The sequence below is a fragment of the Enterobacter sp. 18A13 genome (genome assembly GCF_007035975.1).
Taxonomy (GTDB): Bacteria; Pseudomonadota; Gammaproteobacteria; order Enterobacterales; family Enterobacteriaceae; genus Enterobacter; species Enterobacter vonholyi.
Genome location: NZ_AP019634.1, coordinates 1,058,107 through 1,076,555, shown reverse-complemented (window position 1 = coordinate 1,076,555; position 18,449 = coordinate 1,058,107). Strand labels below are relative to the sequence as shown.

The window sequence follows — 18,449 nt, the reverse complement described above, 5'->3', positions numbered from 1 at the left end:
CTGGTCAGTTTTCGGACAAGGCGATGAATTTACATGCGTTGACCACTTCCCCTTGCCGTTGGCGATGTTATGATGGCGACAATTTTTCTCTTTATATGCTTACGATTCGTTGAGAACCCGAAAATGTTAAAAAAACTCTTCTTTCCGTTGGTAGCCCTTTTTATGCTGGCAGGCTGCGCTACCCCGCCAACCACTATTGATGTCTCACCAAAAATCACCCTGCCTCAGCAGGACCCAAGCCTGATGGGCGTCACCGTGAGCATTAACGGCGCCGATCAGCGTCAGGATCAAGCGCTGGCTAAAGTGACCCGCGATAACCAGCAGGTTACCCTCACCGCGTCCCGCGACCTGCGCTTCCTGTTGCAGGAAGTGCTGGAGAAACAGATGACCGCTCGCGGGTATATGATTGGCCCAAGCGGCGCGGTCGATCTGCAGATCATCGTGAACAACCTGTACGCTGACGTGTCTCAGGGCAACGTGCGCTACAACATCGCGACCAAAGCGGATATCGCCATCATTGCCACCGCGAAGAATGGCAACAAGATGACCAAAAACTACCGCGCCAGCTATTCTGTTGAAGGTGCGTTCCAGGCCTCCAACCAGAACATTGCTAACGCCGTTAACAGCGTGCTGACCGATACCATCGCCGATATGGCGCAGGACACCAGCATTCACGACTTCATCAAGCAGAACGCGCGTTAATCCCGCTCGCTGACCCGGTGTATCACCGGGTCAGTTTTATAAGAACATGTCCAGCCATTACTTACGCATTTTCCAGCAACCGAAATCAGCGATTCTGCTGATCCTCGGCTTCGCCTCAGGTTTACCCCTCGCGCTCACTTCCGGCACGCTTCAGGCGTGGATGACGGTTGAGAACATCGATCTTAAAACCATTGGTTTCTTCTCGCTTGTCGGCCAGGCCTATGTCTTTAAGTTCCTGTGGTCTCCGGTCATGGATCGCTACACGCCGCCTTTCCTCGGGCGTCGACGCGGCTGGTTAGTAATGACGCAGATCCTGCTGCTGCTGGCCATCGCGGCGATGGGATTTCTTGAACCCACCACCCAGCTTCGATGGATGGCCGCGCTTGCGGTAGTGATTGCTTTCTGTTCCGCCTCTCAGGATATCGTGTTCGACGCCTGGAAGACGGACGTGTTACCTGCGGAAGAGCGCGGTGCTGGTGCAGCAATCAGCGTGCTGGGCTATCGCCTCGGGATGCTGGTTTCCGGCGGGCTGGCGCTGTGGCTCGCCGACAGGTACCTCGGCTGGCAGGGTATGTACTGGCTGATGGCCGCCCTGCTTGTCCCCTGCATTATCGCGACGCTGTTCGCGCCCGAACCGAGTGACGTTATTCCGGTACCCCGCTCGCTGGAGCAGGCCGTCGCCGAACCGCTGCGTGACTTTTTTGGCCGCAACAACGCCTGGCTGATCCTGTTGCTTATCGTCCTTTATAAGCTGGGCGATGCTTTCGCCATGAGCCTGACCACCACCTTCCTGATCCGCGGCGTCGGTTTTGACGCCGGTGAAGTAGGCGTGGTGAATAAAACGCTTGGGCTGTTTGCGACCATCGTCGGCGCGCTTTATGGCGGCGTGCTGATGCAGCGTCTGACGCTGTTTCGCGCGCTGCTAATTTTCGGCATCCTTCAGGGTGCCTCTAACGCAGGCTACTGGCTGCTGTCGATTACCGACAAACATACGATCAGCATGGCCACAGCGGTATTCTTCGAAAACCTCTGCGGCGGCATGGGCACTGCGGCGTTTGTCGCCCTGCTGATGACCCTGTGCAATAAGTCGTTTTCAGCCACCCAGTTCGCTCTGCTCTCGGCGCTCTCAGCCGTTGGCCGGGTGTACGTTGGCCCGATTGCCGGCTGGTTCGTGGAAGCCCACGGCTGGCCAACATTTTATCTCTTCTCGGTCGTAGCTGCCGTGCCGGGAATTTTATTGCTGCTGGTCTGCCGTCAGACGCTGGAATATACCCAGCGAACAGAACACTTTATGCCGCGCACCGAATATCACCGCGCCTACCGTTTTGCGTTACGTCTGTTAATGGCGGGCTGCATTGCTCTGGCGCTCTGGCTCGTGGTGCTTATTATCAATGCCAGCACCTCTCTGGCACTCCCTTTCGAAGCCCTTCTGCTGGACGCAGGCGCCCTGCTGGCTATCGCCGGGATCCTGATCGGAGGTCTGCTTGATTTCATGGCGTTGCGTAAAACGCAGATGACCTGAAGAAAAATGCGAAAGGTTATTTCCCGTTGTAATCACTAACCGAAATTATAACGACGAAATAGCCGCCAGGCGCAAAAAAAATATTTGTTGTTTTGTGCGGGATAGGATTTGGAAATTATTGGCTCCTATTCCAAAACGCTATTTTTCATTAAACGATTCAGCATACGAGAGTTTGATTTTTCGTTTTTTATATGTCTTTTTATTGATAATTAATTGTTAATTTTTTGTTTATTTTCAACAATGGTTATACCAATTGCCCCTTTTAGGGTATGCTTAGGGGTCCTTTCGTTATAAAGCCCATCCCGTGCGGCTTCGGTCATAAAAACCGACATAATTTGCAACACTTGTGACACGTGCGGCAGAACCCGGTAACACCTTCCTGACACAGGCCTAATGATGTTTACAGTAATGTAACCTTCCCGTAAAATGCCCGCACACTTTAAACGCCACCAGACTCCGTGGAATTGAGGTCGTTAAATGAGACTCGGGAAATACAATAAAAGTTTGGGATGGTTGTCATTATTCGCGGGCACTGTATTACTCAGTGGCTGTGATTCTGCACTACTAGACCCCAAAGGACAGATTGGACTGGAACAACGTTCACTGATATTGACGGCTTTTGGCCTGATGTTGATTGTGGTTATTCCTGCCATTTTGATGGCTGTTGGTTTCGCCTGGAAGTATCGTGCGAGCAATAAAGATGCGAAGTATAGCCCTAACTGGTCACACTCCAATAAAGTTGAAGCTGTGGTCTGGACGGTACCTATTCTGATCATCCTGTTCCTTGCCGTGCTGACCTGGAAAACCACTCACGCACTTGAGCCAAGCAAACCGCTGGTTCACGATGAGAAACCTATTACCATTGAAGTGGTCTCCATGGACTGGAAATGGTTCTTCATCTATCCAGAGCAGGGTATTGCTACCGTGAATGAAATCGCCTTCCCGGCGAACACTCCGGTTCAGTTCAAAGTGACCTCCAACTCCGTAATGAACTCCTTCTTCATCCCACGTCTGGGTAGCCAGATTTACGCGATGGCCGGTATGCAGACCAACCTGCATCTGATCGCGAATGAAGCAGGCACCTATGATGGTATCTCCGCCAGCTATAGCGGCCCGGGCTTCTCAGGTATGAAGTTCAAAGCTATTGCGACGCCAGACCGTGCCGCTTTCGACCAGTGGGTTGAAAAAGCGAAGCAGTCTCCAAACACCATGTCTGACATGGCGGCGTTCGAAAAAGTGGCTGCACCAAGCGAATACAACAAGGTGGAGTACTTCTCTAATGTGAAACCTGATTTGTTCAAAGATGTTATTGGCAAATTTATGGATCACGGCAAGAGCATGGACATGACCCAGCCAGAAGGCGAGCACAGCGCGCACGAAGGTATGGAAGGCATGGACATGAGCCACGCGGAAACCGCTCACTAAGGGGCCGAGGAAGAAAATGTTCGGAAAATTGACACTGGATGCAGTGCCCTACCATGAACCGATTATCGTGGTTACGGTGGCTGCAATTATCATTGGTGGCGCGGCCTTACTGGCCCTGATCACTTACTTCGGTAAGTGGAGCTACCTGTGGAACGAGTGGCTGACTTCGGTTGACCACAAAAAACTCGGTATCATGTACTGCATCGTCGGTATCGTCATGTTAATTCGTGGCTTTGCGGATGCGATCATGATGCGTAGCCAGCAGGCACTCGCTTCGGCGGGTGAAGCCGGCTTCCTGCCGCCGCACCACTACGATCAGATCTTTACCGCCCACGGCGTTATCATGATCTTCTTCGTGGCGATGCCGCTGGTTATCGGTCTGATGAACGTTGTCGTTCCGCTGCAAATCGGCGCGCGCGACGTGGCGTTCCCGTTCCTGAACAACCTGAGCTTCTGGTTCACGGTTGTCGGCGTTATCCTGGTTAACCTGTCACTGGGCGTGGGCGAATTCGCGCAGACCGGCTGGCTGGCTTACCCACCGCTGTCAGGAATTGAGTACAGTCCGGGCGTTGGCGTCGACTACTGGATTTGGGCGCTTCAGCTCTCCGGTGTCGGTACTACCCTGACCGGTATCAACTTCTTCGTGACCATTATCAAGATGCGTGCCCCTGGCATGACCATGTTCAAGATGCCGGTATTTACCTGGGCATCTCTGTGCGCCAACATCCTGATTATTGCCTCCTTTCCAATTCTGACCGTCACCATCGCGCTGCTGACCCTGGATCGCTATCTGGGCACCCATTTCTTCACGAATGATATGGGTGGCAACATGATGATGTACATCAACCTGATTTGGGCCTGGGGTCACCCGGAAGTGTACATTCTGGTTCTGCCTGTGTTCGGTGTGTTCTCCGAAATCGCGGCAACCTTCTCGCGTAAACGTCTGTTTGGTTACACCTCTCTGGTGTGGGCAACCGTGTGTATTACCGTTCTGTCGTTCATCGTTTGGCTGCACCACTTCTTCACCATGGGTGCGGGCGCGAACGTAAACGCCTTCTTCGGTATCACAACCATGATTATCGCCATCCCTACCGGGGTGAAGATCTTCAACTGGCTGTTCACCATGTACCAGGGCCGTATCGTGTTCCACTCAGCGATGCTGTGGACCATCGGCTTCATCGTAACCTTCTCCGTAGGTGGGATGACCGGCGTACTGCTGGCGGTACCGGGCGCTGACTTCGTTCTGCACAACAGCCTGTTCCTGATTGCGCACTTCCATAACGTTATCATCGGTGGCGTGGTCTTCGGCTGCTTCGCTGGCGTAACCTACTGGTGGCCAAAAGCGTTCGGCTTCACGCTGAACGAAAAATGGGGTAAACGCGCGTTCTGGTTCTGGATCATCGGCTTCTTCGTAACATTTATGCCGCTGTACGTGCTGGGCTTCATGGGTATGACCCGTCGCCTGAGCCAGCAGATCGATCCGCAGTTCCACCCAATGCTGATGGTTGCAGCGGGCGGTGCCGTGCTGATTGCCTGTGGTATCGCGTCTCAGCTGATTCAGTTCTACGTGTCTATTCGCGACCGCGATCAGAACCGTGACCTGACCGGTGACCCATGGGGTGGCCGTACGCTGGAGTGGGCGACCTCTTCTCCACCTCCTTTCTATAACTTCGCCATTGTGCCGCAGGTTCATGAACGTGACGCATTCTGGGAAATGAAAGAGAAAGGTGAAGCGTACAAGCAACCTGCTCATTACGAAGAGATCCACATGCCGAAAAACAGCGGTGCGGGCATCGTGATTGCCGCCTTCGCAACGGTATTTGGTTTCGCAATGATCTGGCACATCTGGTGGATGGCGATTGTTGGCTTCGCCGGCATCGTAATCAGCTGGATTGTGAAGAGCTTTGACGAGGACGTGGACTACTACGTACCAGTCCGTGAAGTTGAGAAGCTGGAAAATCAGCATTTCGACGAGATTTCTAAAGCGGGGCTGAAAAATGGCAACTGATACTCTGGCGCACTCAACTGCCCACGCGCATGAGCATGCGCACCACGATACAGGACCGACCAAAGTCTTCGGTTTCTGGATCTACCTAATGAGCGACTGCATTCTGTTCTGCTGTCTGTTCGCAACCTATGCCGTTCTGGTGAACGGCACAGCGGGCGGCCCGACCGGCAAGGACATCTTTGAACTGCCGTTCGTTCTGGTTGAAACCGCACTGCTGTTATTCAGCTCCATCACCTACGGCATGGCGGCTATCGCCATGTACAAAAACAACAAGAGCCAGGTTGTTTCCTGGCTGGCGTTGACCTGGTTGTTTGGTGCTGGATTTATCGGGATGGAAATCTATGAATTCCATCACCTGATCATGGAAGGCTTCGGCCCGGATCGCAGTGGCTTCCTGTCCGCGTTCTTCGCGCTGGTCGGCACTCACGGTCTGCACGTGACCTCCGGTCTGATCTGGATGGCAGTCCTGATGTTCCAGATCTCCCGTCGCGGCCTGACCAGTACTAACCGTACCCGTATCCTGTGCCTGAGCCTGTTCTGGCACTTCCTGGACGTGGTGTGGATCTGTGTGTTCTCTGTTGTCTATCTGATGGGGGCGATGTAATGAGTCATTCTAACGATCATGGCGCTTCCCACGGCAGCGTAAAAACCTACATGACAGGTTTTATCCTGTCGATCATCCTGACGGTGATCCCGTTCTGGATGGTGATGAGCGGTTCTGCGTCTAAGCCGGTTATCCTGGGTGCAATCCTGGTAACCGCTGTGATTCAGATTCTGGTGCATCTGGTTTGCTTCCTGCACATGAACACCAAGTCCGATGAAGGCTGGAATATGACCGCCTTTATCTTTACCGTGATTATCATCGCTATCCTGGTAGTCGGTTCCATCTGGATTATGTGGAACCTCAACTACAACATGATGGTTCACTAAGAGCGGCGAGTATGTTTAAGCAATACCTGCAAGTAACGAAACCAGGCATCATCTTTGGCAACCTGATCTCCGTGATCGGAGGGTTCCTGCTGGCCTCTAAGGGCAGCATTGATTACACCCTCTTTATCTACACGCTGGTCGGTGTGTCACTGGTTGTTGCGTCCGGTTGTGTATTTAACAACTACATCGACATGGATATCGACAAGAAGATGGAAAGGACCAAAAATCGGGTGCTGGTGAAAGGCCTGATCGCCCCTTCCGTCTCGCTGGTGTACGCCACCTTGCTGGGTATTGCTGGCTTTATGCTGCTGTGGTTTGGTGCTAACCCACTGGCCTGCTGGCTGGGGGTGATGGGGTTCGTGGTGTATGTGGGCGTCTACAGCCTGTATATGAAACGCCACTCCGTCTACGGCACGCTGATTGGTTCTCTCTCCGGCGCTGCGCCGCCGGTGATTGGCTACTGTGCGGTCACGAACGAGTTCGACAGCGGTGCGCTGATCCTGCTGGCTATCTTTAGCCTGTGGCAGATGCCGCACTCCTATGCCATCGCGATTTTCCGCTTTAAGGATTATCAGGCAGCGAACATCCCGGTTCTGCCGGTCGTGAAGGGCATTTCGGTTGCCAAGAACCACATCACGCTGTACATCATCGCCTTTGCCGTGGCAACGCTGATGCTCTCTCTGGGTGGTTACGCTGGATATAAATATCTGGCGGTAGCGGCTGCGGTGAGCGTCTGGTGGCTCGGTATGGCGCTGCGCGGTTACAAAGTGGAAGATGACAAAGTCTGGGCGCGCAAACTGTTTGTGTTCTCAATTGTGGCCATCACCTCGCTGTCCGTGATGATGTCCGTAGACTTCATGGTGCCGGATTCACATAACCTGCTGACTTACGTCTGGTAAGCCAAAACAGGTCAATAAAGGGGGTGCTTCGGCACCCTTTTTTATTCGCTGAATCTACTAATAACGCATGTAATATTTGTTAAATAACCCTTTATTTACCCCGCCCCTTCCCCGCACTACACTATGGCCTGCTTTTGAACTGAGGTGGTAATGAACGATTATAAAATGACGCCAGGCGAGCTACGCGCGACCTGGGGCTTAGGGACTGTCTTCTCGCTACGGATGCTTGGCATGTTTATGGTCCTGCCTGTTCTGACCACGTACGGTATGGCGCTGCAGGGGGCCAGCGAGGCGCTGATTGGACTCGCGATCGGCATCTACGGCCTGGCGCAGGCGGTTTTCCAGATCCCTTTTGGCCTGCTCTCTGACCGGGTGGGCAGAAAGCCGCTGATCGTCGGCGGGCTGCTGGTCTTTGTGCTCGGAAGCGTAATTGCCGCCCTCTCCCACTCCATCTGGGGGATTATTCTTGGCCGCGCCCTGCAGGGCTCCGGCGCGATTGCCGCCGCGGTGATGGCGCTGCTGTCCGACTTAACCCGCGAGCAAAACCGCACCAAAGCAATGGCGTTCATCGGCGTGAGCTTTGGCGTAACGTTTGCGATTGCGATGGTGCTTGGCCCCATCATTACGCACACGTTGGGTCTGCACGCCCTGTTCTGGATGATTGCCGTGCTGGCAACCATTGGTATTGCGTTAACCCTGTGGGTCGTGCCGGACAGCAAAAACCACGTCCTCAACCGTGAATCCGGGATGGTAAAAGGCTGCTTCAGCAAAGTGATTGTCGAGCCGCGCCTTCTGAAGCTGAACTTTGGCATTATGTGTCTGCACATCCTGCTGATGTCGACCTTTGTCGCCCTGCCCGGCCAGCTTGCGGCAGCGGGTTTCCCGGCGGCTGAGCACTGGAAAATCTATCTGGTCACGATGCTGATTTCGTTTGTCTCCGTCGTGCCGTTCATCATCTACGCAGAAGTGAAGCGCAAAATGAAGCGCGTCTTCGTGGGCTGCGTGGCGGTCCTGCTGATTGCCGAAATCGTGCTCTGGGGTGCCGGTCCGCACTTCTGGGAGCTGATTGCCGGCGTGCAGCTGTTCTTCCTGGCCTTTAACCTGATGGAAGCGCTGCTGCCGTCGCTTATCAGCAAAGAGTCGCCCGCCGGTTACAAAGGTACGGCAATGGGTATTTACTCCACCAGCCAGTTTCTCGGCGTGGCGATCGGCGGCTCGCTCGGCGGCTGGGTGGACGGCCTGTTTGATTCACAAACCGTGTTTCTCGCCGGTGCGCTGTTAGCGACAGTCTGGCTGCTGGTCGCCAGCACCATGAAAGAGCCGCGCTACGTGAGCAGCCTGCGGATAGAAATCCCGGATGATGTGGAAATTAGCGATGCGCTTAAGCAGCGTCTGGAAGAAAAAGAGGGCGTGACGGACGTGCTCATTGTCCCGGAAGAGCGCAGCGCTTACGTCAAGATAGACAGTAAAATGACTAACCGCTTCGAAGTCGAGCAGGCGCTCAAGGCGTGATAAAAAGCCCGGTTTAACCGGGCTTTTTATATTAATCGCGGAAGTTTTTAAACTGGAACGGTTGTCCCAAATCGCCGCCGCGCACCAGCGCCATTACGGACTGGAGATCGTCGCGGGACTTACCGGTCACGCGAATTTCTTCACCCTGGATCTGCGCCTGCACCTTCAGCTTGCTGTCTTTGATGAGCTTAACGATTTTCTTCTGCACCGCGCTCTCAATACCCTGCTTCAGCTTGGCTTCTACAAACCAGTTCTTACCGCTGTGCACGAACTCTTCCGGCACATCGAGAGACGTCCCTTCGATGCCGCGCTTTAACAGCTTGGCGCGCAGAATATCGAGCAGCTGATTCACCTGGAAATCAGACTCGCTCAGCACCTTAATGGTCTTATTTGCATCGTTCAGCTCAAACGACGCCTCAACGCCACGAAAATCGAAACGTGACTCAACTTCGCGGGTTGCGTTCTCAACGCCGTTGCGAACTTCCTGGATATCAACTTCGGAAACAATATCGAAAGATGGCATCTTTTCTTCTCCCTTCACTTTTGTTGCGTTGCATAATACCCGCTACGAGGCATAACTCAACAGAAGCTTAGCTGTATAATTAAGCTGTAACACCTGGCGCAGTTGCAGGTGAGGAGGAACAATGAAAATTACGGTGCTCGGATGCGGAGCGCTTGGTCAGCTGTGGCTGACCGCGCTGTGCAAGCACGGACATGAGGTTCAGGGCTGGCTGCGAGTGCCCCAACCCTACTGCAGTGTAAACCTGATTGGTGAAGACGGAAGCATCTTTAACGAATCTCTCACCGCCAACGATCCTGATTTCCTGGCGCAAAGCGACCTTTTACTGGTGACGCTCAAGGCCTGGCAGGTCTCAGACGCGGTAAAGACACTGGCCGCGCAGCTCCCCCCCACTTCGCCCATACTGCTGCTGCATAACGGCATGGGTACCCTCGATGAGCTGAAAAGCGTCCCGCAGCCCCTGCTGATGGCGACGACCACGCACGCTGCCCGTCGCGACGGCAACATCATTGTGCATGTCGCCAGCGGCGTGACGCACATGGGTCCTGCCAGACCACAGGATGGCGACTACAGCTATCTTGCCGATGTTCTGCAAAAGGTCTTGCCGGACGTCGCATGGCACAACAACATCCGCCCTCAGCTGTGGCGTAAGCTTGCGGTAAACTGCGTGATCAATCCGCTGACGGCGCTGTGGAACTGCCCGAACGGGGAGCTGAAAAATCATCCGCAGGACGTTGCCATTTTGTGTGCGGAAGTCGCGGCGGTCGTTGAGCGGGAAGGGCTGCATACCTCGGCAGACGATTTGCGCTGCTATGTCGAGCAGGTCATTGAGAGTACAGCAGAAAACATCTCCTCAATGCTGCAGGATGTTCGGGCATTACGCCACACGGAGGTCGACTACATTACCGGCTATCTGCTAAAACGCGCCCGCGCACACGGCATTTCCGTGCCGGAAAACGCCCGTCTGTATGACCTGGTTAAACGTAAGGAGAGTGAATATGAGCGCGTCAGCACTGATCTGCCTCGCCCCTGGTAGCGAAGAGATGGAAGCGGTCACCACCATTGATTTGATGGTGCGCGGCGGCATTAAGATCACCACCGCCAGCGTCGCCAGCGACGGCAATCTTGCAATCACCTGTTCACGCGGGGTGAAAATCCTGGCAGACGCGCCGCTTGTTCAGGTGGCAGACGGAGATTACGACATCATCGTGCTGCCCGGCGGCCTAAAAGGCGCGGAATGTTTTCGCGACAGCCCGCTGCTGGTCGAGACCGTGCGTCAGTTCCATCTGTCAGGCCGTATCGTCGCGGCTATCTGCGCCGCCGCGGGAACGGTTCTGGTTCCGCACGATATCTTCCCCGTCGGCAATATGACCGGCTTCCCGGGGCTGAAGGATACGATCCCGGAAGAACATTGGGTGGACAAACGCGTCGTCTGGGACCCGCGCGTAAACCTGTTGACCAGCCAGGGGCCTGGCACTGCGATTGATTTTGGCTTAAAGATTATTGACCTGCTGGTCGGGCGCGAGAAGGCCTACGAAGTGGCATCATCGCTGGTGATGCCTGCGGGGATTTATAATTACTATGAAGAGTAGTGCATAAAAAAAGCCGGGTGGCGGCTACGCCTTACCCAGCCTACAAATGCACGGTACCGTAGGCCCGGTAAGCGAAGCGCCACCGGGCGAGAAACTACGGACGATACACCTTCACATTCGCAAAGCCCTGCTCGCGCAGATACAGCGCCTGCAGGCGACTCATCACTCCACGCTCACACCACAGCAGATACGTTTTGCTCTGGTCGAGATCGCCAAACTTGGTGCTCAGCTTGTAGAACGGCAGAGAAACCACTTCGACGCCTTCCACCTGCAGCGGCTTGTCATCCTGCTCGTCAATGGAGCGAATATCCAGAATCGCATCGTTCGCGCCGAAACCGCTCACGGTCTCCACTTCAACCACTTCCTGCTCGGTCTGCTGGGCAATCTCGCGGATATCAATGTTGGACGCTTCTTCCACCACTTTATCCAGAATGCTGAAATCGAAGTTCTCTTCTTCCGCTTCGATCTTCGCCTTCACCGCTTTCACCGTTGGGCTTTTAGAGATCACGCCGCAGTATTCCGGCATGGTGCGGGCAAAATCTTCGGTGCCGATTTCGCGCGCCAGATCGATGATGTGCTCTTTGTCATGGGAGATGAGCGGACGCAGGATCAGCGTATCAGATACGTTGTCGATCAGACGCAGGTTGGTCAGCGTCTGGCTGGAGACCTGGCCCAGCGCTTCGCCGGTGACCAGCGCCTGCACGCCGTAGCGTTCAGCCACTTTGGACGCCGCACGCACCATCATGCGCTTAAGGATGACGCCCATCTGACCGTCGTCCACTTTCTCGAGGATTTCGCCGACCACAGGTTCGAAATTGATTGCCACGAAACGCACGCGGTGGGAGCTGCCGAAGCGGTTCCACAGGTAATGCGCCACCTGACGAACGCCGATTTCGTGCGCCGCACCGCCCAGGTTGAAGAAGCAGTAGTGCACACGGCAGCCGCGACGCATCAACATATAGCTGGAGACGCCGGAGTCGAAGCCGCCAGAGATCAGGGATAATACGTCTTCCTGGGTGCCGATAGGGAAGCCGCCGATACCTTCATAGCGCCCTTTCACCAGCAGCAGGCGATCGTTTTCGATCTCCAGGTTCACCGTCACGTCCGGGTTGGTCAGACGTACGCGCGCCGTTTCAACGTGCTGGTTTAAACCGCCGCCGACATAACGTTCCACTTCAATGGAGCTGAATTCGTGCTTACCGCGACGCTTGACGCGCACGCAGAAGGTTTTGCCTTCGATCTGGTCACGGTACTGGACCAGCGCTTTCTCGAAGATGTCATGCATATCGCTGAACGGAACATCTTCCACTTCCAGGATATGGTGGATCCCCGGAATACGGGTCAGCGCGTCGCGAATATCCTGACGTTTGTTTTCGTCTTTCGCACGGACCTCAACGTGGTCCCAGTGGCGTACCACGGCGAGGGTTTCGTCGTAGTGCTTTAATACGTTACGAATGTTCCCGGTGAGAATTTTAATAAAGCGCAAACGCACAGATTGGCTTTTGATGGTGATTTCAGGGAACAATTTAATGATAAACTTCATGGCGGCAATGTTTCTTAGGCAAGCCTGTTAAGGCTTGTAATGGAAAAGAGTACAGCAGCCCACACCCGTGGCTGCATCCAGGCGCGCAAGTATACCACCATCGCGCCGCTCCTGTGCACATTGCGCGTTATTTGCTTATCCGCCCGAGTCCGTTACCATGTCGGGGCGAAGAATATAAGAGTCAATTCACTATGCCGAAGAAGAACGACGCACCGGCCAGTTTTGAAACTGCGCTGAGTGAACTGGAGCAAATTGTTACCCGTCTTGAGAGCGGCGATCTCCCGCTGGAAGAGGCGCTCAACGAATTCGAGCGTGGCGTGCAGCTGGCGCGCCAGGGGCAGGTCAAGCTGCAGCAGGCCGAGCAGCGCGTGCAGATCCTGCTTTCCGACAGCGAAGACGGGAAAACCACGCCTTTCACACCGGACGCCGAGTAAATGGATTTTGCCAACGAGCTTCAGGCGCGTGTCGTACGCGCCAACGACGCCCTGCGCCGTTTTATTGCGCCACAGCCTTTTCAGAACACTCCACTGGTTGAAGCCATGCACTATGGCGCACTCTTGGGTGGAAAGCGCCTGCGCCCGTTCCTGGTGTATGCCACCGGCAATATGTTTGGCATCAGCGATAGCACGCTGGACGCTCCGGCAGCCGCCGTTGAGTGCATCCACGCCTACTCGCTGATCCACGACGATCTCCCGGCCATGGACGACGACGATTTGCGTCGGGGTAAACCCACCTGCCATATCAAGTTTGGTGAGGCGAATGCCATCCTGGCGGGTGATGCCCTGCAAACGCTGGCGTTCTCGATTCTGAGCGACGCGCCAATGGCGGAAGTGGCTGACCGCGACCGTCTGGCGATGATCTCCGAGCTGGCAATGGCCAGCGGCGTGGCCGGCATGTGCGGCGGACAGGCGCTGGATCTTGAAGCGGAAGGACGTCAGGTTAATCTGGAACAGCTGGAGCGTATTCATCGCCATAAAACCGGGGCACTGATTCGTTCCGCCGTTCGCCTGGGCGCGCTGAGCGCGGGTGAACAAGGGCGCAAAGCCCTGCCGATTCTGGACAGATACGCAGAAAGTATCGGTCTGGCATTCCAGGTTCAGGATGACATTCTGGATGTGGTGGGCGATACTGCAACATTGGGTAAACGTCAGGGTGCGGACCAGCAGCTTGGCAAAAGTACCTACCCCGCCCTGCTGGGCCTTGAGCAAGCCCAACGTAAAGCCCGGGATCTGATTGACGATGCCCGCCAGTCGCTGAATGAACTGGCTGCGCAATCGCTGGATACCTCGGCACTGGAAGCGCTAGCGGACTATATAATCCAGCGTGATAAATAAACTATATATCTCGATGAGCCTTTGATGAGTTTTGATATTGCCAAATACCCGACACTGGCGTTAGTTGACTCCACCCAGGAGTTACGTCTGTTGCCGAAAGAGAGCCTGCCGAAGCTGTGCGACGAGCTGCGTCGCTACCTGCTCGACAGCGTAAGCCGCTCCAGCGGCCATTTCGCCTCCGGGCTTGGCACGGTAGAGCTGACCGTGGCGCTGCACTACGTCTATAACACGCCGTTCGATCAGCTCATCTGGGACGTGGGTCACCAGGCCTATCCGCACAAAATTCTGACCGGACGTCGCGATAAAATTGGCACAATTCGTCAGAAAGGCGGCTTGCACCCGTTCCCGTGGCGCGGTGAGAGCGAGTACGACGTGCTGAGCGTCGGCCACTCCTCTACCTCCATTTCGGCGGGCATCGGTATTGCCGTTGCCGCCGAGAAAGAGAACAAGCAGCGCCGCACCGTCTGCGTGATTGGCGACGGCGCAATCACCGCCGGTATGGCCTTCGAAGCCATGAACCACGCGGGCGACATCAAGCCGGACATGCTGGTTATCCTCAACGATAACGAAATGTCGATTTCCGAAAACGTCGGCGCGCTAAACAACCATCTGGCGCAGCTGCTCTCCGGCAAGCTTTACTCCTCGCTGCGTGAAGGCGGTAAAAAGGTCTTCTCCGGCGTACCGCCGATCAAAGAGCTGCTCAAGCGTACCGAAGAGCACATCAAAGGCATGGTCGTGCCGGGCACCCTGTTTGAAGAACTGGGCTTTAACTATATTGGGCCGGTTGACGGTCACGACGTGCTGGGTCTGGTGACCACGCTCAAGAACATGCGCGACCTGAAAGGCCCGCAGTTCCTGCACATCATGACCAAAAAAGGGCGTGGCTACGAACCGGCGGAAAAAGATCCGATCACCTTCCACGCGGTGCCTAAATTTGACCCGTCCAGCGGCTGTCTGCCAAAAAGCAGCGGCGGCATGCCGAGCTATTCAAAAATCTTCGGCGACTGGCTGTGCGAAACCGCCGCAAAAGACAACAAGCTGATGGCGATTACCCCGGCCATGCGCGAAGGCTCCGGCATGGTCGAATTCTCCCGAAAATACCCGGACCAGTATTTTGACGTCGCCATTGCCGAGCAGCACGCGGTGACGTTTGCAGCGGGCCTGGCGATCGGCGGCTACAAGCCGGTTGTCGCTATCTATTCCACCTTCCTGCAGCGCGCCTACGATCAGGTGATCCACGACGTGGCGATTCAGAAGCTGCCGGTGCTGTTTGCTATCGATCGTGCGGGCATCGTCGGTGCCGATGGTCAGACGCACCAGGGCGCGTTTGACCTGTCGTTCCTGCGCTGCATTCCGGATATGGTTGTCATGACGCCAAGCGACGAGAACGAATGTCGTCAGATGCTGTTTACCGGCTACCACTATCAGGATGGCCCAAGCGCCGTTCGCTACCCGCGCGGCAATGCCGTAGGCGTTGAGCTTCAGCCGCTGGAAAAACTGCCGCTTGGTAAAGGAGTGGTTAAGCGTCGCGGTGAAAAAGTGGCGATCCTGAACTTCGGCACGTTGATGCCCGAGGCCGCGAAAGTGGCTGAAACGCTGAATGCCACGCTGGTGGATATGCGCTTTGTGAAGCCGCTCGACGAATCTCTGATCCTGAGTATGGCTGAGGCCCACGACGTGCTGGTGACGCTGGAAGAAAACGCCATCATGGGCGGTGCGGGTAGCGGCGTGAACGAGGTACTGATGGCAAATCGTAAAGCCGTGCCAGTGCTGAACCTCGGCCTGCCGGATCATTTCATTCCGCAAGGTACCCAGGACGAAGCCCGCGCGGCGATTGGCCTGGACGCTGCCGGTATCGAAGCTAAAATCCGCGCCTGGCTGGACTGATCCCTCACCTTTTCCGCTCCTGCTATGCTTAAACCTGGTGTTTAAACAGCAGGAGCGGAACCGTGCAATACACAACATTAGGAAAAACGGACCTTAAGGTATCCCGACTTTGTCTGGGCTGCATGACCTTTGGCGAGCCCGATCGGGGAAACCATGCCTGGACGCTGCCGGAAGAGAGCAGCCGTCCGATTATCAAACGCGCCATCGAAGGCGGCATTAACTTCTTTGACACCGCCAACAGCTACTCCGACGGTAGCAGCGAGGAGATTGTCGGCCGCGCCCTGCGCGATTTTGCCCGTCGGGATGACATCGTCGTTGCCACCAAGGTCTACTACCCGGTGGGTGACCTGCCGCAGGGCCTTTCTCGCGCGCAGATCCTACGCTCCATTGATGACAGCCTCAGACGCCTGAACATGGATTACGTCGACCTGCTGCAAATTCACCGCTGGGATTACAACACGCCGATCGAGGAGACGCTTGAGGCGCTCAACGACGTGGTCAAAGCCGGTAAAGCGCGCTACATCGGCGCGTCGTCTATGCACGCGTCGCAGTTTGCCCAGGCGCTGGATCTCCAGGCCCAACACGGCTGGGCGGGCTTTGTCACCATGCAGGATCACTACAATCTGATCTACCGCGAAGAAGAGCGCGAGATGCTGCCGCTGTGCCACCAGGAGGGCGTGGCGGTCATCCCGTGGAGCCCGCTGGCGCGCGGCCGCCTGACCCGTCCGTGGGGCGAAACTACGGCCCGTCTGGTCTCGGATGAAGTGGGAAAAAATCTCTATGAAGGAACAGAGGCCAGCGATGCACTGATTGCCGAACGCCTGGCCGGGATTGCCGATGATACCGGCGCAACCCGCGCCCAGGTAGCGCTGGCGTGGCTGCTGGGCAAGCGCGGCGTCGCGGCTCCCATTATCGGCACGTCCCGGGAAGAGCAGTTGGACGAACTGTTAAACGCGGTGGATATCACGCTGACGCCCGAACAGGTTGCCGAGCTGGAGACGCCGTATCAGCAGCATCCGGTGGTGGGGTTTAAATAAGCCCCATCTTTTGTAGGCCGGGTAAGGCGGAGCCGCCACCCGGCAATACAAAGCGTACAAACTCACGCAAAGTGATCGTACCCTTTCCAGTCCAGCGTAACCGGCGCACCGTCTTTCACAAACTTCAGCCCTTCACTCTCCGGCATGATCTGACCTATGCAGGTGAATTTCGCACCAAGATGCGCTAACGCCACGTCGAGCGTTCCACGGTTCAGCTCCGGAACGGTAAAGCACAGCTCGTAATCTTCGCCACCGGACAGCGCCCAGCGCAGCGCCTGCTCAGGTTCGACATGACGAAGCAGTTCCTCTGACAGCGGGAACAGATCCAGATCAACGCGCGCACCGACGCCGCTGGCCTTTAAAATATGGCCAAGGTCTGAGATCAGCCCGTCAGAGAGGTCGATAGCAGAGCTCGCGCGCTCGCGCAGCGCCTGGCCGTGCAGAATACGCGGCGTCGGGCGCAGATGGCGTTTCACCAGATACGCCGCATCGTCGGCATCCTTTACGGTTAAGCGATCCTGGAGAATCGCCAGCCCTGCCGCACTGTCGCCCGGCGTACCGGTGACGTAGATCCAGTCGCCGGGTTTTGCACCCGAGCGCTTCAGCGCGCGGCCGAGCGGCACATAGCCGTGGATCGCCAGCGTCATCGACAGCGGCCCGGCAGTTGTATCACCGCCAATCAGCTGCATATCGTAGTAGTTAAGCTGCTCAAACAGCGCATCGCTGAAAGCTTCAAGCCAGGCTTCGTCTACCTCTGGCAGCGTCAGCGCCAGGGTTAACCACGCGGGATCGGCCCCCATCGCCGCCAGATCGCTGACGTTAACCGCCAGCGCCTTATACGCCAGATCGGCAGGATCGATATCCGGTAAGAAATGTCGGCCGCACACCAGAGTGTCGGTGCTGATGGCCAGCGTCTGTTTTTCGGGAATATTGAGAAGTGCACAGTCATCGCCGATGCCGGTTTCAACATCAAGACGAGAGGTTCTGACACGGTCGAAATAACGGGCAATCAGGGAGAATTCGCCGCATGCCATACGTTATGCCTCAGCAAATAAAAGAAAAAACCGGAGCCGCACCGCCCGTCAGGCAATGCAGGACTCCGGTTTGCGGATCACTTTTTGTGGGGACGGATCGCAGGTGCTGCTTTATCAAGTACGCCGTTTACAAACTTGTGGCTGTCTTCAGCGCCGAAGGTTTTCGCCAGTTCGATCGCTTCGTTGATGGCCACTTTGTACGGCACATCATCACGTTTAGACAGCTCAAACAGCGCAATACGCAACACTGCTTTTTCTACCTGGCCCAGCTCTTCGAGCAGACGGGACAGGTATGGCTTCATCAGACCATCGAGATACGCGCTATTAGTCGCCACTCCCGACAGCAGTTCACGGAAGTACAGAACGTCAACGTCTTTCACGTCCTGTTCTGACAGGAACTGGTATTCAACATCAGCGATGTCGTTCTGGGACAACTGCCAGGAGTAAAGTGCCTGGACGGCACATTCACGGGCGCGGCGACGAGCAGCAGGTTTCACGGAATTC

Annotated in this window: 18 protein-coding genes; 14 read left to right on the top strand and 4 right to left on the bottom strand. The window is 55.7% G+C overall.

The annotated features are described in order from the left end of the window. Positions 1-123: 123 nt before the first annotated feature. The 8 genes from FOY93_RS05245 to FOY93_RS05210 all read left to right on the top strand — a co-directional run bounded on the left by FOY93_RS05245 (position 124) and on the right by FOY93_RS05210 (position 8,998). Positions 124-702: a lipoprotein gene (locus FOY93_RS05245; RefSeq protein WP_023310568.1), complete on the top strand. Its 579-nt coding sequence runs from the start codon at positions 124-126 to the stop codon at positions 700-702. Positions 703-748: 46 nt separating this feature from the next. Continuing rightward, entirely contained in the window at positions 749-2,224 is a 1,476-nt protein-coding gene (ampG, locus tag FOY93_RS05240; RefSeq protein WP_133293884.1) for a muropeptide MFS transporter AmpG, read from the top strand. A 477-nt stretch (positions 2,225-2,701) separates the two neighbouring features. Beyond that, on the top strand, positions 2,702-3,649 hold the full coding sequence (gene cyoA, locus FOY93_RS05235) for a cytochrome o ubiquinol oxidase subunit II (protein WP_014882770.1): 948 nt from the start codon (positions 2,702-2,704) through the stop codon (positions 3,647-3,649). A 16-nt stretch (positions 3,650-3,665) separates the two neighbouring features. Then, positions 3,666-5,657, top strand: a complete 1,992-nt coding sequence (gene cyoB, locus FOY93_RS05230; RefSeq protein WP_143344756.1) for a cytochrome o ubiquinol oxidase subunit I — start codon at positions 3,666-3,668, stop codon at positions 5,655-5,657. Further along, positions 5,647-6,261 (top strand): cytochrome o ubiquinol oxidase subunit III, encoded by a 615-nt coding sequence (locus FOY93_RS05225; RefSeq protein WP_008503324.1) that lies wholly within the window; start codon positions 5,647-5,649, stop codon positions 6,259-6,261. Before cyoB ends, FOY93_RS05225 begins: the two co-directional genes overlap by 11 nt. After that, on the top strand, positions 6,261-6,587 hold the full coding sequence (locus FOY93_RS05220; RefSeq protein WP_006176899.1) for a cytochrome o ubiquinol oxidase subunit IV: 327 nt from the start codon (positions 6,261-6,263) through the stop codon (positions 6,585-6,587). Before FOY93_RS05225 ends, FOY93_RS05220 begins: the two co-directional genes overlap by 1 nt. A gap of 11 nt (positions 6,588-6,598) precedes the next feature. Next, the gene (gene cyoE / locus FOY93_RS05215) at positions 6,599-7,486 is read left to right on the top strand and encodes a heme o synthase (protein WP_013095848.1); all 888 of its coding nucleotides are present in this window, start codon (positions 6,599-6,601) and stop codon (positions 7,484-7,486) included. A gap of 150 nt (positions 7,487-7,636) precedes the next feature. Continuing rightward, entirely contained in the window at positions 7,637-8,998 is a 1,362-nt protein-coding gene (locus FOY93_RS05210; protein WP_115874347.1) for an MFS transporter, read from the top strand. A 31-nt stretch (positions 8,999-9,029) separates the two neighbouring features. Here the strand turns inward: FOY93_RS05210 and FOY93_RS05205 are convergent, their stop codons facing one another. Beyond that, positions 9,030-9,521 (bottom strand): YajQ family cyclic di-GMP-binding protein, encoded by a 492-nt coding sequence (locus FOY93_RS05205; RefSeq protein ID WP_023334701.1) that lies wholly within the window; start codon positions 9,519-9,521, stop codon positions 9,030-9,032. Between the two features lie 121 nt (positions 9,522-9,642). On the opposite strand from FOY93_RS05205, the gene panE reads away from it, so the two are divergent. Both panE and yajL read left to right on the top strand, forming a co-directional pair. After that, positions 9,643-10,554 carry a 2-dehydropantoate 2-reductase gene (panE, locus tag FOY93_RS05200; RefSeq protein WP_133293883.1) on the top strand — a complete coding sequence of 304 codons (912 nt, stop codon included), beginning with the start codon at positions 9,643-9,645 and terminating at the stop codon, positions 10,552-10,554. Beyond that, positions 10,517-11,110: a protein deglycase YajL gene (gene yajL, locus FOY93_RS05195; RefSeq protein WP_133293882.1), complete on the top strand. Its 594-nt coding sequence runs from the start codon at positions 10,517-10,519 to the stop codon at positions 11,108-11,110. Before panE ends, yajL begins: the two co-directional genes overlap by 38 nt. A gap of 94 nt (positions 11,111-11,204) precedes the next feature. Here yajL and thiI read toward each other — a convergent pair whose 3' ends face one another. Then, entirely contained in the window at positions 11,205-12,653 is a 1,449-nt protein-coding gene (gene thiI, locus FOY93_RS05190) for a tRNA uracil 4-sulfurtransferase ThiI (protein ID WP_111963420.1), read from the bottom strand. Between the two features lie 191 nt (positions 12,654-12,844). Here thiI and xseB point away from each other — a divergent pair, with 191 nt between their 5' ends. The 4 genes from xseB (at position 12,845) to FOY93_RS05170 (ending at position 16,911) form a co-directional block, all read left to right on the top strand. Next, positions 12,845-13,087 (top strand): exodeoxyribonuclease VII small subunit, encoded by a 243-nt coding sequence (gene xseB, locus FOY93_RS05185; RefSeq protein ID WP_133293880.1) that lies wholly within the window; start codon positions 12,845-12,847, stop codon positions 13,085-13,087. Next, the gene (gene ispA, locus FOY93_RS05180) at positions 13,088-13,987 is read left to right on the top strand and encodes a (2E,6E)-farnesyl diphosphate synthase (RefSeq protein ID WP_133293879.1); all 900 of its coding nucleotides are present in this window, start codon (positions 13,088-13,090) and stop codon (positions 13,985-13,987) included. A gap of 24 nt (positions 13,988-14,011) precedes the next feature. Further along, positions 14,012-15,874 (top strand): 1-deoxy-D-xylulose-5-phosphate synthase, encoded by a 1,863-nt coding sequence (dxs, locus tag FOY93_RS05175; RefSeq protein WP_133293878.1) that lies wholly within the window; start codon positions 14,012-14,014, stop codon positions 15,872-15,874. 62 nt (positions 15,875-15,936) lie between these two features. After that, on the top strand, positions 15,937-16,911 hold the full coding sequence (locus tag FOY93_RS05170) for an aldo/keto reductase (protein WP_133293877.1): 975 nt from the start codon (positions 15,937-15,939) through the stop codon (positions 16,909-16,911). A gap of 62 nt (positions 16,912-16,973) precedes the next feature. On the opposite strand, the gene thiL is transcribed toward FOY93_RS05170, so the two are convergent. Beyond that, positions 16,974-17,945 carry a thiamine-phosphate kinase gene (gene thiL, locus FOY93_RS05165; RefSeq protein WP_063453537.1) on the bottom strand — a complete coding sequence of 324 codons (972 nt, stop codon included), beginning with the start codon at positions 17,943-17,945 and terminating at the stop codon, positions 16,974-16,976. A gap of 77 nt (positions 17,946-18,022) precedes the next feature. Beyond that, the gene (gene nusB / locus FOY93_RS05160; protein ID WP_006809908.1) at positions 18,023-18,442 is read right to left on the bottom strand and encodes a transcription antitermination factor NusB; all 420 of its coding nucleotides are present in this window, start codon (positions 18,440-18,442) and stop codon (positions 18,023-18,025) included. Positions 18,443-18,449 lie beyond the last annotated feature (7 nt).